This is a genomic window from Pseudoalteromonas sp. B160 (assembly GCF_037162485.1).
GTDB classification, from domain to species: domain Bacteria; phylum Pseudomonadota; class Gammaproteobacteria; order Enterobacterales; family Alteromonadaceae; genus Pseudoalteromonas; species Pseudoalteromonas rhizosphaerae.
This window is the reverse complement of the sequence record NZ_JARLUX010000002.1, coordinates 842,281-858,140: the sequence shown is the minus strand read 5'-3', so window position 1 is coordinate 858,140 and position 15,860 is coordinate 842,281. Positions and strand designations below refer to the sequence as shown.

17 protein-coding genes and 1 pseudogene are annotated in these 15,860 nt (G+C 40.9%); 8 read left to right on the top strand and 10 right to left on the bottom strand.

The window, feature by feature from the left end; genetic code table 11:
* Positions 1-11: 11 nt before the first annotated feature.
* The 9 genes from P4S61_RS22265 to P4S61_RS22225 form a co-directional block, all read right to left on the bottom strand.
* On the bottom strand, positions 12-1,073 hold the full coding sequence (locus tag P4S61_RS22265; RefSeq protein ID WP_182819651.1) for an HlyD family secretion protein: 1,062 nt from the start codon (positions 1,071-1,073) through the stop codon (positions 12-14).
* 3 nt (positions 1,074-1,076) lie between these two features.
* Entirely contained in the window at positions 1,077-1,553 is a 477-nt protein-coding gene (locus tag P4S61_RS22260; protein ID WP_145238912.1) for a MarR family winged helix-turn-helix transcriptional regulator, read from the bottom strand.
* Between the two features lie 97 nt (positions 1,554-1,650).
* Positions 1,651-2,577: an FAD:protein FMN transferase gene (locus P4S61_RS22255; RefSeq protein ID WP_337119230.1), complete on the bottom strand. Its 927-nt coding sequence runs from the start codon at positions 2,575-2,577 to the stop codon at positions 1,651-1,653.
* A 24-nt stretch (positions 2,578-2,601) separates the two neighbouring features.
* Entirely contained in the window at positions 2,602-3,906 is a 1,305-nt protein-coding gene (locus P4S61_RS22250) for a DUF3570 domain-containing protein (protein WP_182819650.1), read from the bottom strand.
* The gene (locus tag P4S61_RS22245; RefSeq protein WP_182819661.1) at positions 3,897-4,118 is read right to left on the bottom strand and encodes a DUF4266 domain-containing protein; all 222 of its coding nucleotides are present in this window, start codon (positions 4,116-4,118) and stop codon (positions 3,897-3,899) included. The genes P4S61_RS22250 and P4S61_RS22245 overlap by 10 nt, the downstream gene beginning before the upstream one ends.
* A 9-nt stretch (positions 4,119-4,127) precedes the next feature.
* Positions 4,128-4,601: a TlpA disulfide reductase family protein gene (locus tag P4S61_RS22240; protein WP_182819660.1), complete on the bottom strand. Its 474-nt coding sequence runs from the start codon at positions 4,599-4,601 to the stop codon at positions 4,128-4,130.
* 295 nt (positions 4,602-4,896) lie between these two features.
* On the bottom strand, positions 4,897-5,781 hold the full coding sequence (locus P4S61_RS22235) for a spermidine synthase (RefSeq protein WP_149980333.1): 885 nt from the start codon (positions 5,779-5,781) through the stop codon (positions 4,897-4,899).
* Positions 5,774-6,394: a fused MFS/spermidine synthase gene (locus P4S61_RS22230; protein ID WP_145238924.1), complete on the bottom strand. Its 621-nt coding sequence runs from the start codon at positions 6,392-6,394 to the stop codon at positions 5,774-5,776. The genes P4S61_RS22235 and P4S61_RS22230 overlap by 8 nt, the downstream gene beginning before the upstream one ends.
* 375 nt (positions 6,395-6,769) lie before the next feature.
* On the bottom strand, positions 6,770-8,836 hold the full coding sequence (locus P4S61_RS22225; RefSeq protein WP_337119229.1) for a TonB-dependent hemoglobin/transferrin/lactoferrin family receptor: 2,067 nt from the start codon (positions 8,834-8,836) through the stop codon (positions 6,770-6,772).
* Between the two features lie 204 nt (positions 8,837-9,040).
* Here P4S61_RS22225 and P4S61_RS22220 point away from each other — a divergent pair, with 204 nt between their 5' ends.
* The 4 genes from P4S61_RS22220 to P4S61_RS22205 are packed head-to-tail and all read left to right on the top strand — an operon-like array spanning position 9,041 to position 12,352.
* Positions 9,041-9,787: a heme/hemin ABC transporter substrate-binding protein gene (locus P4S61_RS22220; RefSeq protein ID WP_337119228.1), complete on the top strand. Its 747-nt coding sequence runs from the start codon at positions 9,041-9,043 to the stop codon at positions 9,785-9,787.
* Positions 9,784-10,830 (top strand): FecCD family ABC transporter permease, encoded by a 1,047-nt coding sequence (locus P4S61_RS22215; RefSeq protein WP_145238934.1) that lies wholly within the window; start codon positions 9,784-9,786, stop codon positions 10,828-10,830. The genes P4S61_RS22220 and P4S61_RS22215 overlap by 4 nt, the downstream gene beginning before the upstream one ends.
* On the top strand, positions 10,830-11,621 hold the full coding sequence (locus P4S61_RS22210; protein ID WP_337119227.1) for a heme ABC transporter ATP-binding protein: 792 nt from the start codon (positions 10,830-10,832) through the stop codon (positions 11,619-11,621). Before P4S61_RS22215 ends, P4S61_RS22210 begins: the two co-directional genes overlap by 1 nt.
* Positions 11,618-12,352, top strand: coding sequence for a HugZ family pyridoxamine 5'-phosphate oxidase (locus P4S61_RS22205; protein ID WP_182717315.1), 735 nt, complete (start codon positions 11,618-11,620; stop codon positions 12,350-12,352). Before P4S61_RS22210 ends, P4S61_RS22205 begins: the two co-directional genes overlap by 4 nt.
* A 126-nt stretch (positions 12,353-12,478) precedes the next feature.
* On the opposite strand, the gene P4S61_RS22200 is transcribed toward P4S61_RS22205, so the two are convergent.
* Positions 12,479-12,979: a lactoylglutathione lyase family protein gene (locus tag P4S61_RS22200; RefSeq protein WP_149980329.1), complete on the bottom strand. Its 501-nt coding sequence runs from the start codon at positions 12,977-12,979 to the stop codon at positions 12,479-12,481.
* A 103-nt stretch (positions 12,980-13,082) separates the two neighbouring features.
* Here P4S61_RS22200 and P4S61_RS22195 point away from each other — a divergent pair.
* The 4 genes and pseudogenes from P4S61_RS22195 (at position 13,083) to P4S61_RS22180 (ending at position 15,858) form a co-directional block, all read left to right on the top strand.
* Positions 13,083-13,953, top strand: a pseudogene (locus P4S61_RS22195) (LysR family transcriptional regulator).
* 408 nt (positions 13,954-14,361) lie between these two features.
* Positions 14,362-14,811 carry a GyrI-like domain-containing protein gene (locus tag P4S61_RS22190; protein ID WP_145238947.1) on the top strand — a complete coding sequence of 150 codons (450 nt, stop codon included), beginning with the start codon at positions 14,362-14,364 and terminating at the stop codon, positions 14,809-14,811.
* Between the two features lie 442 nt (positions 14,812-15,253).
* Positions 15,254-15,463 (top strand): cold-shock protein, encoded by a 210-nt coding sequence (locus tag P4S61_RS22185; protein WP_145238950.1) that lies wholly within the window; start codon positions 15,254-15,256, stop codon positions 15,461-15,463.
* Between the two features lie 185 nt (positions 15,464-15,648).
* Positions 15,649-15,858, top strand: coding sequence for a cold-shock protein (locus P4S61_RS22180; RefSeq protein WP_016706518.1), 210 nt, complete (start codon positions 15,649-15,651; stop codon positions 15,856-15,858).
* Positions 15,859-15,860 lie beyond the last annotated feature (2 nt).

Below are 15,860 nucleotides of genomic sequence, written 5' to 3'. Positions count from 1 at the left end.
ATAAAGCCTTATTAGTAAATGTAATGCAGTAAACTGATAAAGCGAATTTGCATGACACCAAACCATTGCCCAATTACTGACTCAGGCAGTAGCTGCACTGTTGCACGTGCACCACTAGGTAGTTTACTTAATAGCTGTGCTTGCTCTAAATCAATGTGAATACGTTGGCGCTGCGCATCACGAACCCAGCGATTACTGCTTTCAGTACTGCTTAATAAGCCATTAGCATTGAGCTGCCCATTACTTACGCCAGCTTCAAAAGAGCTCACTGTAGCTGCAAATACTTGGCCTGGCAGAGCATCAAACGTTACTTTTGCTTTGCTGCCCACTTTGATATTAACTAACGATTTTTCACGAAAATCAGCCACTAAATCAGCTTTATTGGCCACAATAGCTAACATCGGTTGACCTTTATTAGCAAATGTCCCGGTGCTTACTTGCAAGTTTGCGACTTTACCATCAGCATCAGCAGTCACTATGCTGTATGATAAATTGAGTTTCGCTTGTGCCAGTTGGTTTTGCGCATGGCGTAATGCTAGGTTGTCTTCGCCTAATTGCCCACGTGCCAGTTTTGCCTCGGTTAACTGTGCTTCAATAGCTGCGACATTCGCTTTACTTGATTGATAATTAGCGCTAATTGTTTCGTACTCTTGCTCCGAAATAGACCGTTTTTTCAATAACAATTCACTGCGATCAAATAACAACTGTTGCTCATGCAGCTTGGCATTTCCAGCGGCTAGCTGAGCCTGTATCGCTTTAACACTGCTATCTAAGCGCTGGTTTTGCAACTGCGCATCAGCATAAGCCAGTTGTGCTTGCTCTAGTGCTAATTTAAAAGGGGCTGCTTCTATTAAAAATAGCGCTTCACCCGCTTTAATCGCTTGATTATTATTCACCAATACTTGGTTCACGCGGCCACTTACTTGTGGCGTTACTTGTACTACAGGGTGATATACGCGCGCTTGCGGAGTAACCGGTAAAAACATATCGGCAACGACAAAGTAAGCGAACAATAAAATAAACCCAACTAATGATATTTTTACATAGCGGGCAAATTTCTGATCCGGTGTCATGAATTATTTCTCTCCAGAAAAGTGGCTAATACAACGTCGAGCATTGGCTTCCATTTGCACTAAACCATAGGCCATAGTATCAAGCTGCTGCGTTGTAAGTTCTGCATAAAGTTGTGTTTTAACCTCAGCCATAATGTCTTTAAGTGCATCTAATAATAGTAACCCTTGCTCAGTAAAATAGATTTTACGACTACGTTTATCATCGCTGTCAATGCGACGGACAATAATCGCTTGTTGCTCTAACTGTTTAACTGTTCGCGTTAGTGAAGGCATTTCAATCCCCAAACTGCTAGCCAGTTCTTGTTGTGTAACACCTTGTTTTAAATGATGGATATGGATCATCGCAGTCCAACGAGATTGTGTTAACCCTAAAGGCTCAACAGCGAGAGTAACGGCATCGCGACAGAGTCGAAAAACGCGCCCCATGCTACCGCATAAACTTAAATCTAAAGTTTCATGAAAAGGAGGTGATGAAATCATAATAGTACCTAGTTATTTAGCATGCTAACTAGTTTAACATTACTTAGCATGCTAAGTAAATATCAAAATGATCTAAAAAATAACGGCAAAGAGGGCTTTAAAAACGATTTAATATCACTGTGTTGAGCAAATTAGCGAATGATCCAATGGGGAGGGGTTGTGAATCGAGCAATATCTGCGCATCGCGACCTTGTAGCATGGCCAGAGTTGCTAACATGCCTGCTTGTATACATTGCGGCGCAGCGACGGTAACTGAGCGCGGCGCATCAGTGATCGAACAGCCAGTGCGAGGGTTAAGAATATGGCTATAACGAATGCCGTCTTTTAATAAATAACGCTTAGCATCGCCACTGGTTGCCAGAGCGCCGCTGCGCAAAGACACCACCATAGTTTGTTGTTGTACAAAGCCCGGATGTTCAATGCCAATTTGCCAGGCTTGACCGTCACTACGCTCAGTGGTGACAGCTAAGTCGCCCCCTAAATTAACTAACGCTGCAACAGGGCTGTGTGCTTGGAGTAACTGAATGCATTTATCAACTGCATACTCTTTGCCAATCCCTCCAAAATCAAGCTCCATACCTTTAGGCAAGGTAATACTGGACTGATCAAACACAATTTTGTTGAAACCGATATTAGGCAATAATGCACTTATTTGTGCCGGAGTTGGCAGGTTGTCGGAACAATCAAAATGCCATACACGCCGTAAAATACCCGAGCTAATATCAAACAGCCCGTCGCTTAAATAAAAGCATAGCTTGGCAAAATTAAGTAAAGCATAGGTTTCGTTATCGATGGCAAGTGGCAGCCCTTGGCTTTGATTTATAGCAGAGCAAACACTTTGAGTATTGTAACGACTGTATTTCTGTTCAATACGCCACACTTCGTTTGCAACCAGCTGCCCAAGTTGCTCGCCAAGCTGCTGATCGACGCTATCGACTAACAATTCACAAGGGCTGGCCATAGCGTTAAATTTTACACTTAGACCAGCGGCTTGCGGATGGATTGATATTGCTTGTGCAGCCACGTTAGTAACTTAACCTATAACTCGTTAGAATGAATAACTAAATTGTAGCACTACCGCATCCACACTTGGGAATAAATCAAGTGATGCCAGCGCACCAGGTTGCTCAAACCCATTATTGGTAGGCTGCTGAGTGTAATATTCAGCACGTACCGACATACTGTGGCCATTACTAAGCTTAGTACCGTATTCTAAACCCAGCGTGTAAGTATCCATTTCACCAATACGATAATCAGCACTAGCAAACTGCGGTACAGCCGCTGCTGCATTTAAAAATGGCTGATAGAACTCTGCCGCCGATTGCTGATAGTAGCGAAAATGCGGTTCTAGGTAACTGTCGTCCCCCAGTAATAGACGCCAACGTGAATCAACCGTATGCGATGTTATCTCCCAGTCATCCCACATATAACGATATGAAAGGTCAACAATACTGTTGTCAAAATGGTATTTGGTTTGCCAATATAGGCTTTGCTTGGTACGTTCATCAGGGCGGTTCTCGTATTGATAATCTTGTGTTAAACCATCATTATTTACCACACTAAGCACTTTAAACGGATCCGTTTGGTAACCATCCACCATTGAATATGAATAGTTAAACTGCATTAGCATTCTACGGTTGATGATTTGCGTGACACCGACAAGTAAATCGGTGGTCGTTTTATCATCTTGATCTGTGCGTCGCGTATTGTTAAAAGTGTCGTCCCAAACCGCACTTTCACTGTCACCAATTGGCATAGATGCAAATGCTTTCGGGATACCACCTTCGGGGGTAAAGGTATCGCTAAAATAACTGCCGCCCAACGACAAAGTAGTGTTCTTTTTATTAAAGTCGATGGCTAAGTTACCATTAACACCTAACGATAAATAATCATACTCTTTTGAAATATGCACGCCACCACTGACGGTATAATCCTGCGCCAAGGGTTGAGTCCACTGGGCATTAAGCTGTACACGCGTATCACGAAAGGTATCATCCAGCGGTGTTTCACCAGGCTGAATATCATACTGGCCATTGCCTGAAGGACGGGTAAATGTTTGTACATTCGGTTGTGCTACCGCGCCATTTGCTGAGGCACCCGTTAATGTATCTAAGGTGAGCCGTAAATTTAAAAAGTGCTCGTCAGCAAATTCTTTATTGGCGTTGATCATCGCCTCTGTTGCCATAACACGATCTGTTTCACCGTAATACAACACAGCGGTGTCAAACTGCCAATCTTTGTTTATTTGCGCCTCTGCAGGCGCTGTGCCTAGTAATGCGCAAGCAGCCAGCCCTAGTGCTGAAGCAATATTACTGGTTTGGTTCTTTTCGGTTTGTGAGTCGACTAGTTGCATCCGCAGCCTCCACCACCAAAGCTGCGTCCACCACTGGAGGCTTCTTTACTAAAGTAAACATGATCGTCAACCGCAGCATCTAATCCGCCACTGAGTGACATTTCATCTTTAGCTAATAGATCTCGTTGCCACGGTTCTACGCCAATACTGACACACCCAGTTGCAGATAGTATTAACATCGTTAGGAGACTATTTTTTATTAATTTTTTCATCATTACCTCTTAAGGCTGAACGGCTAATAACTGAGTTATTTCTTGCTCGTATTGCGCTTTTTTACTGTTCTTAAAGCCAATATGGCGATATTTTATTTTGCCATCACGGCCATACACATAACTGCTTGGCATACCGAGTAAATCGAATTGTTTGCCTATTAGTGCATCAGGATCATAAATAATGGGAAAATCAGCAGGAGTGTGTGCTAAAAAATCAACCGCATCTTGATGCTCAACATCTAAGTTAACTGCCAACACCGTAAAGCCTTGCGATTGGTATTTTGTTTGCATTTCATTAAGCCAAGGAAAAGACTTACGACAAGGTGTACACCACGAAGCCCAAAAATCTAAAAATACCACTTGGCCTTTAAGCTCTGCTAACTTATCGGTTAGTTGTTGCTGACTGGAGATAACTGGCACAACGGTTTCTTTACTTAACACTGGCGCACTCACCATAGCAGTAAAAAGTGCCGTCACAAGCATAAACCGTGATACAGTTCGAGGAATAATCACCACTTTTTAAGCCCCTAAAAATACCTAGAAAAATAATTAGTTTAACAATAGCAGGCAATTCTTAAGAAATACTTAAGACAAGCCTAACTATAACTTTCGCTCAAAGCACACTATCTATCATTGCAGCAGCAGGAACCTTAAACTAATCTATGAGAGAAGATTCGATTACAAATTTAATCGGGTATTAACTTAAAAAGGGGGAATTAGCAGTTAGCTTTGATGGCCAGCAAGCTGGCCTAAGTGTAGTAACAAATGGGCGTAAACTTTAGAAATTGAGTAAGTTTGCGGGTGAGTACTGATCAGTGAGTACTTTTGTATCGCTAGGCCAGTCTTTATTATCTTTGGTCGAAATCATCCCTTCGCTCACCGCTTTGATATCAACGCGATAGGGGGCTAATAACGGGGTTAGCTTTTCTATTCGCTGTGCTAGCTGCACAGGACTTGGAAATTTATTAAAGCCAGCTAAAATAATTCGATTACTATTTTTCTCAGTGCTCACATTAATAAAGTCACCAAATACCGCTTCATAAGTGGCAGATTCATGCTCATAAAGTTTGCTTGATGAAAAGGTATTTGCCGCTACTACGCCACCATCAGCCAGTACACTTTTCACTTCCGCAAAAAACTCTTTAGTAAGTAAATGCTCAGGGATGTAATCACCATTAAATGCATCAAGAATAATCCAGTCATACTTGGCTTGTTGGATTGCTGCGCGTTTAATAAAAATACGCCCATCTTGAACTTTCGAAGTGACTTTATCGTTCTCTTTAAAAGCAAAATAATCACGCGCCACTTTTATAACTGCGGGATCAATTTCAACATTTTCAATCATGGCGTCAGGGTATAGCTCGCTGATCACATTTGATAAGGTGCCGCCGCCAAGCCCGATAATAAGTACATTTTTTGGATTGTCTATCAGTAGTAAACTGGCAAAAGTGAGTTTGGTATAATTAAACACTAGCTTTTGTGGGTTGCTTTTATATATGCAACTTTGACTGCTTTTACGGGCTTTTTCGTCAAACTTTAAACAGCGTAAATCGCCGGTCTCTTCAACTAAAATATTACGATAAAGCGACCGCTCTTGATGGATCACCTTAGCTTGGCTGCTAAACCCAATTAACAGTAAGGTCACGAGCAAATACTTAAACATTGTGTTTCTCCTTGTTAGCTAATTGATTTACGCCAATTGCCAATAAACCTAATAGCCCTAATGTCGTCGCGAAACCCAAAATAATGGTATTCACATCAAACGCTAGCACCATGTAAAACGAGGTAATAATAGTCCCTAAGGCACTGCCTAAGGTGCTGACAAAATACAAGCCGCCAGCAACTTGGCCGCTGTGCTCGCTATCGGTCACTAATAAACGCACAGAGTAAGGCGAAATCATGCCTAAAATAATAGTAGGGACAAAAAACAACGCTGTAGAGGCCAATAACGAGCCATAACGGCTGTCTTCTATGTGAGAAAAAATATACGCCATAATTGGCTGGGCAAATAATGCAATGGGCAGCACCATAATACTGGCAACTAAAAATATTAAACCGTATTTGGTTAACGAAGGCTGGCGAATTGAAAGCTTTCCTCCCAATAAATAGCCAAACGATAAGCTGAGCATAAACACAGTAATAATACTGCCCCAAATATGCACACTACTACCAAAAAAAGGCGCTAAAATTCGCCCGCCAAGTAATTCTATTCCCATAATACTAAAGCCGCTACTAAAGGCTAAAAAATAAATTAAAGCATTGGTTTTTAAAGTCATGTAATTATCATTTTGTAACTTATTTGAAGCACTATACTAACGTGATGTAAACATAGCCGCCAGTGTAATAATTAATCGAGCCAACATAACTCACAGCTACTTTTATAAACCAAGACAGTCTCACTTTAGTTATGGGGCAACATAAAGTCAGCCATCAGAGAATAGGGATTAATTTCGCTAGCCTGCAAAAGTATTAATGCGCAAATATGATGCGTGTTGTTTAGTAACTGTTAACCCCCTTTACAGCCTTTATTAACTTTAAAACCACGACTCTTTTATATCATCTAGGCAAAGGCTCAATGAATAAGTAAAAAAGCAGTAAGGTTAAAACGCTGCACTTACGCGCAGCGTTGATTACCTTTTAAAACTGATAACTTACGCGGGCAGAAAAGTTACGCCGGGCTGGGTATATTGGCTAAAATCAGCCCCCTGAGATTGCCCTGCAATCAGTTCAAAGGGTACATATTTTTTATCTAGCAGGTTAATTACACCAATATTTAGCTGCCATGTTTGCCATTCATAACTTGCGTATAAATCCACAATACCGTAACCATATCCTTGCGTTGTTTTATCACCACTTGCATCTCGCACTACATCAGACTGTGATTTAGCAAAGCGCCATGCTGCGGTCCAATCAATATCGCCAAGTGCTGTTGTTAATTGTATTGAACCGTTTAATGGACTGATACTGGTTAACGGCTCGTCTGTTTCTTTGTTTTCGCCTTCAACATATGCAACATTTGCCTCAACTAAAACATTATCGCTTACATGCATCAACAAGCTCGCTTCAACACCGCTGATCTGTGTTTCACTAATATTTTGGTATTGGTAAAAAGTTTTATTTACATTCGGTATGAACGTTGGCTCAACAGCTGCAATTGCAACATCAATAAAGTCATCATAAGCGGCGTAAAATGCGCTTAAAGTAACGTTGATATCATTACCAGAAAAGCGCATGCCAAGCTCATATGAGTCGCTGCTTTCGGGTGCTAAATCTGCGTTTGGTAATATTTGATAAAATGGTTCAACACCATGGCTTTGATACGCTTGATCATGCGGGGGAATTTTAAAACCACGTACATATTGCCCATACCATGATAAATTATCATTAACTTGATAAATCATCCCAAGTTTTGGTGAAAACGCAGATTCGGTAATGTCATCAAGCTCAGCATCGCTATAAAGCTCATCATCTTTAGCTGCTAATGAATAATAATCAAAGCGTACACCTGCAATCAAAGACCACGCGCTATTTGCAAATTTAATATTGTCTTGCATAAAAACGCCCACTAAAGAGGTATCAGCGCCAGGAAAAGCTTTTTGTTTTTGATCTGTAAAATCGACTGTTCCATCAGCCAATAAGCGTGTTTTATAACGTGGACGTGTTGTATCGTATATATCTACGTCAGCACCATAAACAAAGTTGTGGGTCGCATCTTGTAAGGCTATTTTTTTATTAAATACAGCCCTTAACCCTAAAATATCTTGTTCAAAGCCATAGTTGTTGTAATCGGTATGCGCTGCTGTAGCACTAATTTGATCACTTTGCTGCTCATAACGACTAAACGATACTTGCCAATGCCATTGATCAAACGCTGCTGTGGCCGCTTTTGAGTCGTAATCCAGCGCTAGCGACCAATTAGTATTTTCGTCTTTAGTTTCTTGGCTCGCTTTGGTGATTACTTGTTCAGTAGTTTGATTAAAATAATCTAAGGTGTATTTTAACGTGCGCTTTTCATCAAGTTGCTGCTCTAGTTTAACCAATAACGAATCTGACTTAGCATCATAACCAGGTAGGTTTTCAGTAAAGTTTTGTACTTCTTCGCTATCTCGGTGGCTATAAACGGCACTAACACCTAAATCTCCCAAATCTTTAGCCGCAGTAATATCTACCGACATTTGATTACTCTGACCCTGATATCCAAGCGCCACTTGAGCAAAACTATTTTCGTTTAATAAATAATCGCTCGGATCTTTAGTGGTGATCACCACAATACCACCCAGTGCATCTGAACCATACAATGAAGACGCGGCTCCCTTGGCGACTTCAACTTGCTTTATCCCAGCGACATCAAAATAGCTACGACCAACCAAATAGCCGTCTCCGCCAGCATAACCATCGTTAGTTCGACGGCCATCTTTAATAAACACCACGCGGTTACCACCGACTCCTCTAATTGAAAGCGTTTGAGCCGCAGAGCCACTGCCCGTGCTTGATATACTGGGGTCATAACGAAACATTGTTTGTAAATCAACAGCCAATTTACGTTCTATGTCTTGCTCTGTAATCACAGTTACAGAGCCTGTTACGTCTTCAAGTTTTTGTTCAAACCGAGAACCGCTGACAACAATATGCTCACCAATTATCTCCTCGGCAATGGCAGAGCCCGAACCAAGTAGTAACGTTGCTAAAGCAGTAAGTTGAAAAGAAGGAAAATTCACATTAACTCCAAATGATAATTGTTGTTATTTAGTAGGGGAGGGATGTTACAACTAACTAAAAACAAGATCAATTATTTATGATAATCATTTTCATTTGCATTTAGTTGAGTATAATAATCGAAAATAATGATTGGAGTTTTTTTATGAGATACCTTTTTATATTGATTTTATTGACTGTTCCCCCTAAGCGCGCAGGAGCGTATAGTGAGTGCTGGCGGTACATTAACTGAAATTATTTTTGCCTTAGATAAGCAAGATACCCTTGTCGCGGTGGATCAATCGAGCCTATATCCAAAACAAGCGACACAGCTCGATCAAATTGGTTATTACCGTGATTTAGCCGCAGAAGGTGTACTTTCGGTGCGCCCAACTAAACTCTTAGCACTTGAAGGAGCAGGACGAGCACAAGCGCTTGCACAAATAGAAGCCACTGGTGTAGAGCTTATCCACTATAAAAAACCCAACTCAATTAATGACTTACTAAATCTTGTTAAACGCCTTGGTAAAGACTTAAATGCGAACGACAAAGCTCAAGCCCTCGTAGCACAAATAAAAAATTCATTACCTCCAAAAGCGAGCACCGAAACACACAGCGCTTTATTTTTACTCTCAGCTAATGAGCGCGGGCTTGTTGCTGCGGGCACTGACACGGTTGCTGACTTATTACTTGATTATGCTGGAGTCACTAATTTAGGCGCTACGCACAAAGGTTTTAAAGTAATAAATAACGAAGTACTTGCCGTAAAACAGCCCGATTTTTTAATCGCACCAGCCCATGTTGTTTATAGCCTTGGCGGTAAAGAGGCTTTTTGTAATCAACCAACACTGCGCTTATTAACAGCTGCAAAGCAGTGCCGATTATTGGTGATGGATAGCCTGCTATCACTGGGAATGTCGCCGCGCATAGCCACCGGTATTAAAGAATTAAGCGACTATAAAGCTACCTTATGAACACATTAACTTTGAGCCGTTTTAAGCCTGTTTCTATAACTGCAAACCAAAAGTGGATGCTGCTAATTACTGTGTGTATTTTTGCTCTAGCACTACTGAGCATAGGATATGGCCCCGCAGGCTGGGATTGGCGTTTAGCCATCGCATGGATTGCCCCAGAGTATTTTAATCAATTTGATGCGCTGCAAATCAATGTGGTCACGCAAATACGTCTACCTCGATTTGTACTAGCTGTATTGGTTGGCTTAGTGCTTGCCCAAACTGGCGCTGCAACGCAAGCTTTGTGTCGTAATCCTTTGGCTGATCCATCAATTATTGGTATTAGCGCAGGCGCTGCCATGGTCGCGGTCGCCTTTATAGCATTTAGCGCCCAGTTTAATTTTAATGCTCAATACTATTTACCTTATGCCGCATTTTTAGGAGCATTGTTAGTGACCTCTTTAGTGTATTTAATTGCTAAGCAGCATAGGCAGGTCAATATAACCACACTAATTTTAGTGGGGGTTGCGATCAATTCTTTATCCTTTGCTGTTATTGGCTTATTAAGCTATTTCGCTGACGATAGTGCGCTTAGATTAATTAACTACTGGACGATGGGCTCATTAGGTGGTGCCAATTGGGATGCAATAACTCAAGCAACACCATTATTGCTACTGAGTATTCTTGGTCTGTGGCGACTCAAAGAACCGATGAACTTACTATTGATTGGCGAGTCTCAAGCACAGTATTTAGGTGTCAACACAGACAAGCTTAAACTGTATGTAATTATACTCGTGGCATTAGGTGTTGGTGCCGTTGTAGCCCTTACTGGCTTGATAGGTTTTGTTGGCTTAGTTGTGCCACACATTGCCCGTTTAATGGTTGGCCCGCATTTACGTAAAATGTTACCGCTGTGCATGTTATTAGGCGTTGTTGTGCTGCTGCTTTCTGACTGGTTAGCACGTTTAGTTGTTATGCCTGCAGAGTTACCCATTGGTATTATTACCGCGCTACTTGGCGCACCTTTGTTTATTTATCTGATCATTAAAACTAAGCGAGGGTAATGATGATTACTTTTAATAACCTAAGTGTTGGTTTTGGCAATCACAGTGTTTTAAAAAACATAAGTGGGCACATTGCAAAAGCTCAACTAGTAGCACTGATAGGCGAAAATGGCGCAGGAAAATCAACACTGCTGCATGCTTTAGCCGAGCATTATGACTTTAAAGGCGAAGTATGGTTTAACAATTATCCTCTGAGTACATTGTCTCAAGCACACTTAGCCACTCAACGAGCAGTAATGATGCAAAGCAATCTTGTTGGCTTTGATTTTAGTGTATTTGAGCTCATTGCAATGGGACGCTACCCCTATGCCGAGTCTCTTAAAATGCAAGCTGAAAAAGTCCACAAGTATGCCGCACTCATGGACTTAACCCAGTACTTATCCCGCCGTGTCAGTAAGCTTTCAGGCGGTGAGCAACAGCGCGTTCATATGGCGCGTACTTTGGCTCAATTAGATGCTTTTTCTACTCATACCAAGCCTAAATTGATGCTGCTTGATGAACCTACATCAGCACTAGATATGCGCCATCAACATGCTCTATTGAGTTGTGTTAAAGCATTTGTAGAGCAGGGTAACAGTGCCATTATAGCTATTCACGATTTAAATTTGGCCAGCCTTTACGCAACCAACGCTATTTTATTACACGATCAAAAAGTACTCGATAGCGGGCCAATAAACACAGTACTTACAGAATCTAATTTACAACAAATGTACGCCATGAAACTGCATGTTAATTCTCATCCATATAACAATGCACCCATGGTTTTTTCTCAACGTCAGGAGTTTTCATGAGAGAGCAAGCATTAAGCGATGCACAAAAGCTGGTTTTTAAAACCCATGCTGGTGTTATGTCGACTATTTCTTACAACTTAAGAGGTTATCCGTTTGGTTCGGTAACCCCTTATATGTGTGATGAGCAAGGCCGCATCTACTTTTTTATTAGCGATATAGCCCAACACACTAAAAACTTAAAGCACGATTCTCGTATGAGCTTAACTATTTTTGATGCCGCTGACCGTGGCGACCAAAACGAGCATGGCCGAGTCACATTGGTGGGCGATGGTTGTGAAGTTGCAGGCCCTCAGGCCGAAATACTGCTTAACAAATACATAGCGTTATACCCAGAAGCTGACAGTTATCGGAACGCCCACGACTTTAAATTATGGCAATTAGATGTTGTGCGAGTTCGCTTTATTGGCGGTTTTGGGAAAATATTTTGGCTTGAAAAAGATGAGTGGCAAAGCGCAGCTAAAAGCTGGGACGAAGATCAAGAACAAAGCATGATCACCCACATGAATGAAGATCATCAAAATGCAATGGCTCTAATATTAGCTCAGCATTATTGCGTATCAGATAATGCACCGGTTATGAGTGGCATACTGCCACAGGGGTTTTATATTCAAAGCCAACAACGTAATTATTTTATTAGCTTTGAAAACGTGTGCGAGACACCACAAGCAGTGCGAAAAGCGCTTGTTGCCTTAACCACAAATGCTCGCAATAGCATAGAAGAGCCAGCATAAGAAAACAAATAAATCACATGTGTGGTTATAACGCTTAGCACTACTAACCCAGTAGTGCATTTTCGGTATCAGAGGTCGCAGTAACTAAGCTGCGGCTGTTACAATTTAACACTGATGCCAATTAATTTAGTATGCACCTGCGCTGTAAATAAGCTCATAACTGTGGCTGTAAATCTCGAGAATGTTACCAAACGGGTCTTCCATGTAGATCATGCGATACGGTTTTTCACCTGGGTAGTAGTAACGGGGTGCTTCCATACGCTTTTTACCGCCAGCTTCAACAATACGCTCAGCAAGGCCTTCTACATCTGGATCTTGAACACAAAAATGGAATATACCGGTTTTCCAGTATTCAAAGTTGTCAGCTGGGTTTTCTTGATTTTTAAACTCAAAAATTTCTACACCAATACGATCACCTGTTGAAAGGTGCGCTATTTTAAATTTTTCCCATTGTTCACCAAATACTTCAGTACACATTTCGCCTATTGGGCTTTTGTCTTCGGTAATTAAAGTCGGCTCCATAATGGTGTACCAACCCATTACTTTGGTGTAAAACTCAACGGCTTTTTCAACATCGGGGACCGAAATTCCAATGTGCGAAAAACTACGTGGATAGGTATGACTCATAATAATGCTCCTGTTTAACTATGCTTAGTTGATGGAGTTAGTTTACGAACCGACCTGTATTAAGTAAAATTATCATTAATCATCATTTTGAGTACGTTTTATAATGATAAATCCTACATGGTTACATACCTTTTGCACCTTAGTGGAAGTAAATCACTTTACCCAAACTACGAGAACGCCTTTATATGACCCAGTCAGGCGTAAGCCAACACATTAAAAAGTTAGAGCAGCAGGTTAATTGCGCATTGCTTGAACGCCATGGCAAGCAGTTTACCCTTACCGCACAAGGGCAAGGCTTATATCAAAAAGGAAGCCAGTTACTAAAAGAGTGGCAGTTTTTAGAGCAACAACTGCATGACGACTCACCCTACAGTGGCAATATAAAGATTCAATCACCAGGCAGTTGCGGGCTTAAGTTTTATAATCAATTACTTGATTTACAAGGGCAACATAAAGCACTCACTATTGATTATCGCTTTGCCCCAAACGAAAGCGTGGAACAGGCCGTTGCTAATCACAATGCTGATATTGGTTTTTTAACTCAAGCCCCAACACTCAGCGAGGTTACCAGCCATAAAATCGGCCAAGATGCACTATTATTAATTACACCAACCGGTTACCAAACTCCAAGCTGGCAAAACTTATGCGAACTTGGCTTCATTGCTCACCCTGATGCAAAACATCATGCGCAATTATTGTTAAGCGAAAACTACGCGGAATTTGAACACCTTGATCAAATAAAGCGCTCTGGTTTTTCAAACCAAATTAATTTAATTCTTGAACCTGTCAGCCTTGGTCTAGGTTTTACTGTGCTACCGGCACATGCTGTGAGTGCATTTAGTAAACCACAGTTGATTAACGTCCATCCATTACAGCACCCGATCAGCGAATCTATTTATGTGTGTTATCACCGTAATCGGCCTTTGGCAAAACGAATGAGTAAAGTGCTCGAGGTGATCAAAGCTGGGCTGTAACTGTTTGCAAAAAAGTGAAGTCGTTGCAACAAAAGGTTTAGGGCGTGTTGACCTTTCGTGATTAATTTTACAGCAGTATGTTTGGTATTTAGGCAAGGCAGAGCCTATGTAGTGTGGTTGTTCCCCATAAATAGGCGATAACGCAGTATAAATTCCAAACATGCGCTGCCCAAAGGGTTCTTCCTAGGGGCGATTAACTCTTTGTTGCTCGATTTTTACTTAGCCCACTAGGTTACAAACCTCGCGCCGCGATTAAATCGCCCCTAGATTGAACAAATTTCAATCCACAAAGGTCAACACGCCCTAATCACCAACAAAAAATAAACCCTCTTTATAGCGTATTTATTAAATACTTCATGCTTTTTCTGTTAAGTTAATACTGAGTATTAATGCTAAAGGATAGTCTCAATGGAAGTAAAACAGCTAGCAAGTAAGACCTTAACCGGCTTAAAAGTAAGAACATGCAATGCCAATGAAATGAATACTGGCACAGCAAAGATAGCTGAGCTTTGGCAAAAATTTGGCGAAAAATATACCTCAAAACTCACAAAAGACAGTAAAGTCTTTGGTGTTTACACTAACTACGAGAGCGATGTGACCGGTGATTTTGATGTCATTGCCTGTAGCGATGAGCAATCAATTAACCTTCGTGATTCAGTAACAGTTACAACGCACGCAGGGAGTTATTTAGTCTTTAGTGGCGAAGGCGAAATGCCCGACGCTATAATTGATTTATGGGGTGAAATTTGGCAATACTTTAGCTCAGATGATTGTCGTTACACTCGTACTTATACCAGCGACTATGAATATTATAAAACCGCAACTGAAGTAGAAATAGCGATCGCAATTGCTGAATAAATAAGGAGTCTGTCGCTGTTCAAATGAGCGCTGAGTTCCTTTTTTCGTGGGGGGAGTGTGGGATTTCGCACTTCCCCAATTAAAAATATTATCTCATTCAACTAAATTTAATCCCACTAAAAATAAGTCTACACTCCATACCTAGATCACTTTAACAAAGCGAATGCAGAGACGGTAAGCATGGCTACGACTCTTCTTATTTAATCAATATATGTTCACAAAATTAACTTGGCTTTAAAAAGAAAAGTAAATAAAGCTTGTTATATGGTTTAAGTAACTGTTATCCTGCTCTGCATCGGGTTGATAGAAAGCCCTGTTTATTTGTACGTACCACGTTGTTATTAGTAATAATCCTTCGCGCTATCCTCAGTTAAATGCTTGTTTTCTTCCTGTTAAATTGCCTAAATTAAGGCACACTTTTATTAATTCTTAGGATACTATTATGTCTAATACAACAACTGGTTCAGTAAAATGGTTTAACGAAGCTAAAGGTTTTGGTTTTATTGAACAAGAGTCAGGCCCTGACGTTTTTGCTCATTTCAGCGCAATCTCAAGCGATGGCTTTAAGACTCTAGCTGAAGGCCAACGTGTACAGTTTACTGTTACTCAAGGTCAAAAAGGCCCGCAAGCTGAAAATATCGTTAGCATCTAATTTTTAATTAATGGGTTAGTAATAACCCGTTAATGCACTATAAGTTTGAAAGAAATTCTGTTTATTTGTACGTACCACGTTGTTATTAGTAATAATTCATCGCGTTATCCTCAGTTAAATACTTGTTTTTTCAGCTAAACCGCCTGATTTTAGGCACACTTTTATTAATATCTAGGATATCTATTATGTCTACAACTACAACTGGTACAGTTAAATTTTTCAACGAAGCAAAAGGTTTTGGTTTTATCGAGCAAGAGTCAGGTCCTGACGTTTTCGCTCATTTCAGCGCTATCAGCGGTGACGGCTTCAAAACTCTAGCTGAAGGCCAACGTGTACAGTTTACTGTTACTCAAGGTCAAAAAGGCCCACAAGCTGAAAACATCGTTTGTATCTAAAC

Excerpts from the sequence above, each read along its gene's own strand:
- P4S61_RS22265 (WP_182819651.1), bottom strand. The coding sequence starts at position 1,073 with ATGACACCGGATCAGAAATTTGCCCGCTATGTAAAAATATCATTAGTT.
- P4S61_RS22260 (WP_145238912.1), bottom strand. The coding sequence starts at position 1,553 with ATGATTTCATCACCTCCTTTTCATGAAACTTTAGATTTAAGTTTATGC.
- P4S61_RS22250 (WP_182819650.1), bottom strand. The coding sequence starts at position 3,906 with ATGCAACTAGTCGACTCACAAACCGAAAAGAACCAAACCAGTAATATT.
- P4S61_RS22245 (WP_182819661.1), bottom strand. The coding sequence starts at position 4,118 with ATGAAAAAATTAATAAAAAATAGTCTCCTAACGATGTTAATACTATCT.
- P4S61_RS22240 (WP_182819660.1), bottom strand. The coding sequence starts at position 4,601 with ATGCTTGTGACGGCACTTTTTACTGCTATGGTGAGTGCGCCAGTGTTA.
- P4S61_RS22235 (WP_149980333.1), bottom strand. The coding sequence starts at position 5,781 with ATGTTTAAGTATTTGCTCGTGACCTTACTGTTAATTGGGTTTAGCAGC.
- P4S61_RS22230 (WP_145238924.1), bottom strand. The coding sequence starts at position 6,394 with ATGACTTTAAAAACCAATGCTTTAATTTATTTTTTAGCCTTTAGTAGC.
- P4S61_RS22215 (WP_145238934.1), top strand. The coding sequence starts at position 9,784 with ATGAACACATTAACTTTGAGCCGTTTTAAGCCTGTTTCTATAACTGCA.
- P4S61_RS22210 (WP_337119227.1), top strand. The coding sequence starts at position 10,830 with ATGATGATTACTTTTAATAACCTAAGTGTTGGTTTTGGCAATCACAGT.
- P4S61_RS22205 (WP_182717315.1), top strand. The coding sequence starts at position 11,618 with ATGAGAGAGCAAGCATTAAGCGATGCACAAAAGCTGGTTTTTAAAACC.
- P4S61_RS22200 (WP_149980329.1), bottom strand. The coding sequence starts at position 12,979 with ATGAGTCATACCTATCCACGTAGTTTTTCGCACATTGGAATTTCGGTC.
- P4S61_RS22190 (WP_145238947.1), top strand. The coding sequence starts at position 14,362 with ATGGAAGTAAAACAGCTAGCAAGTAAGACCTTAACCGGCTTAAAAGTA.
- P4S61_RS22185 (WP_145238950.1), top strand. The coding sequence starts at position 15,254 with ATGTCTAATACAACAACTGGTTCAGTAAAATGGTTTAACGAAGCTAAA.
- P4S61_RS22180 (WP_016706518.1), top strand. The coding sequence starts at position 15,649 with ATGTCTACAACTACAACTGGTACAGTTAAATTTTTCAACGAAGCAAAA.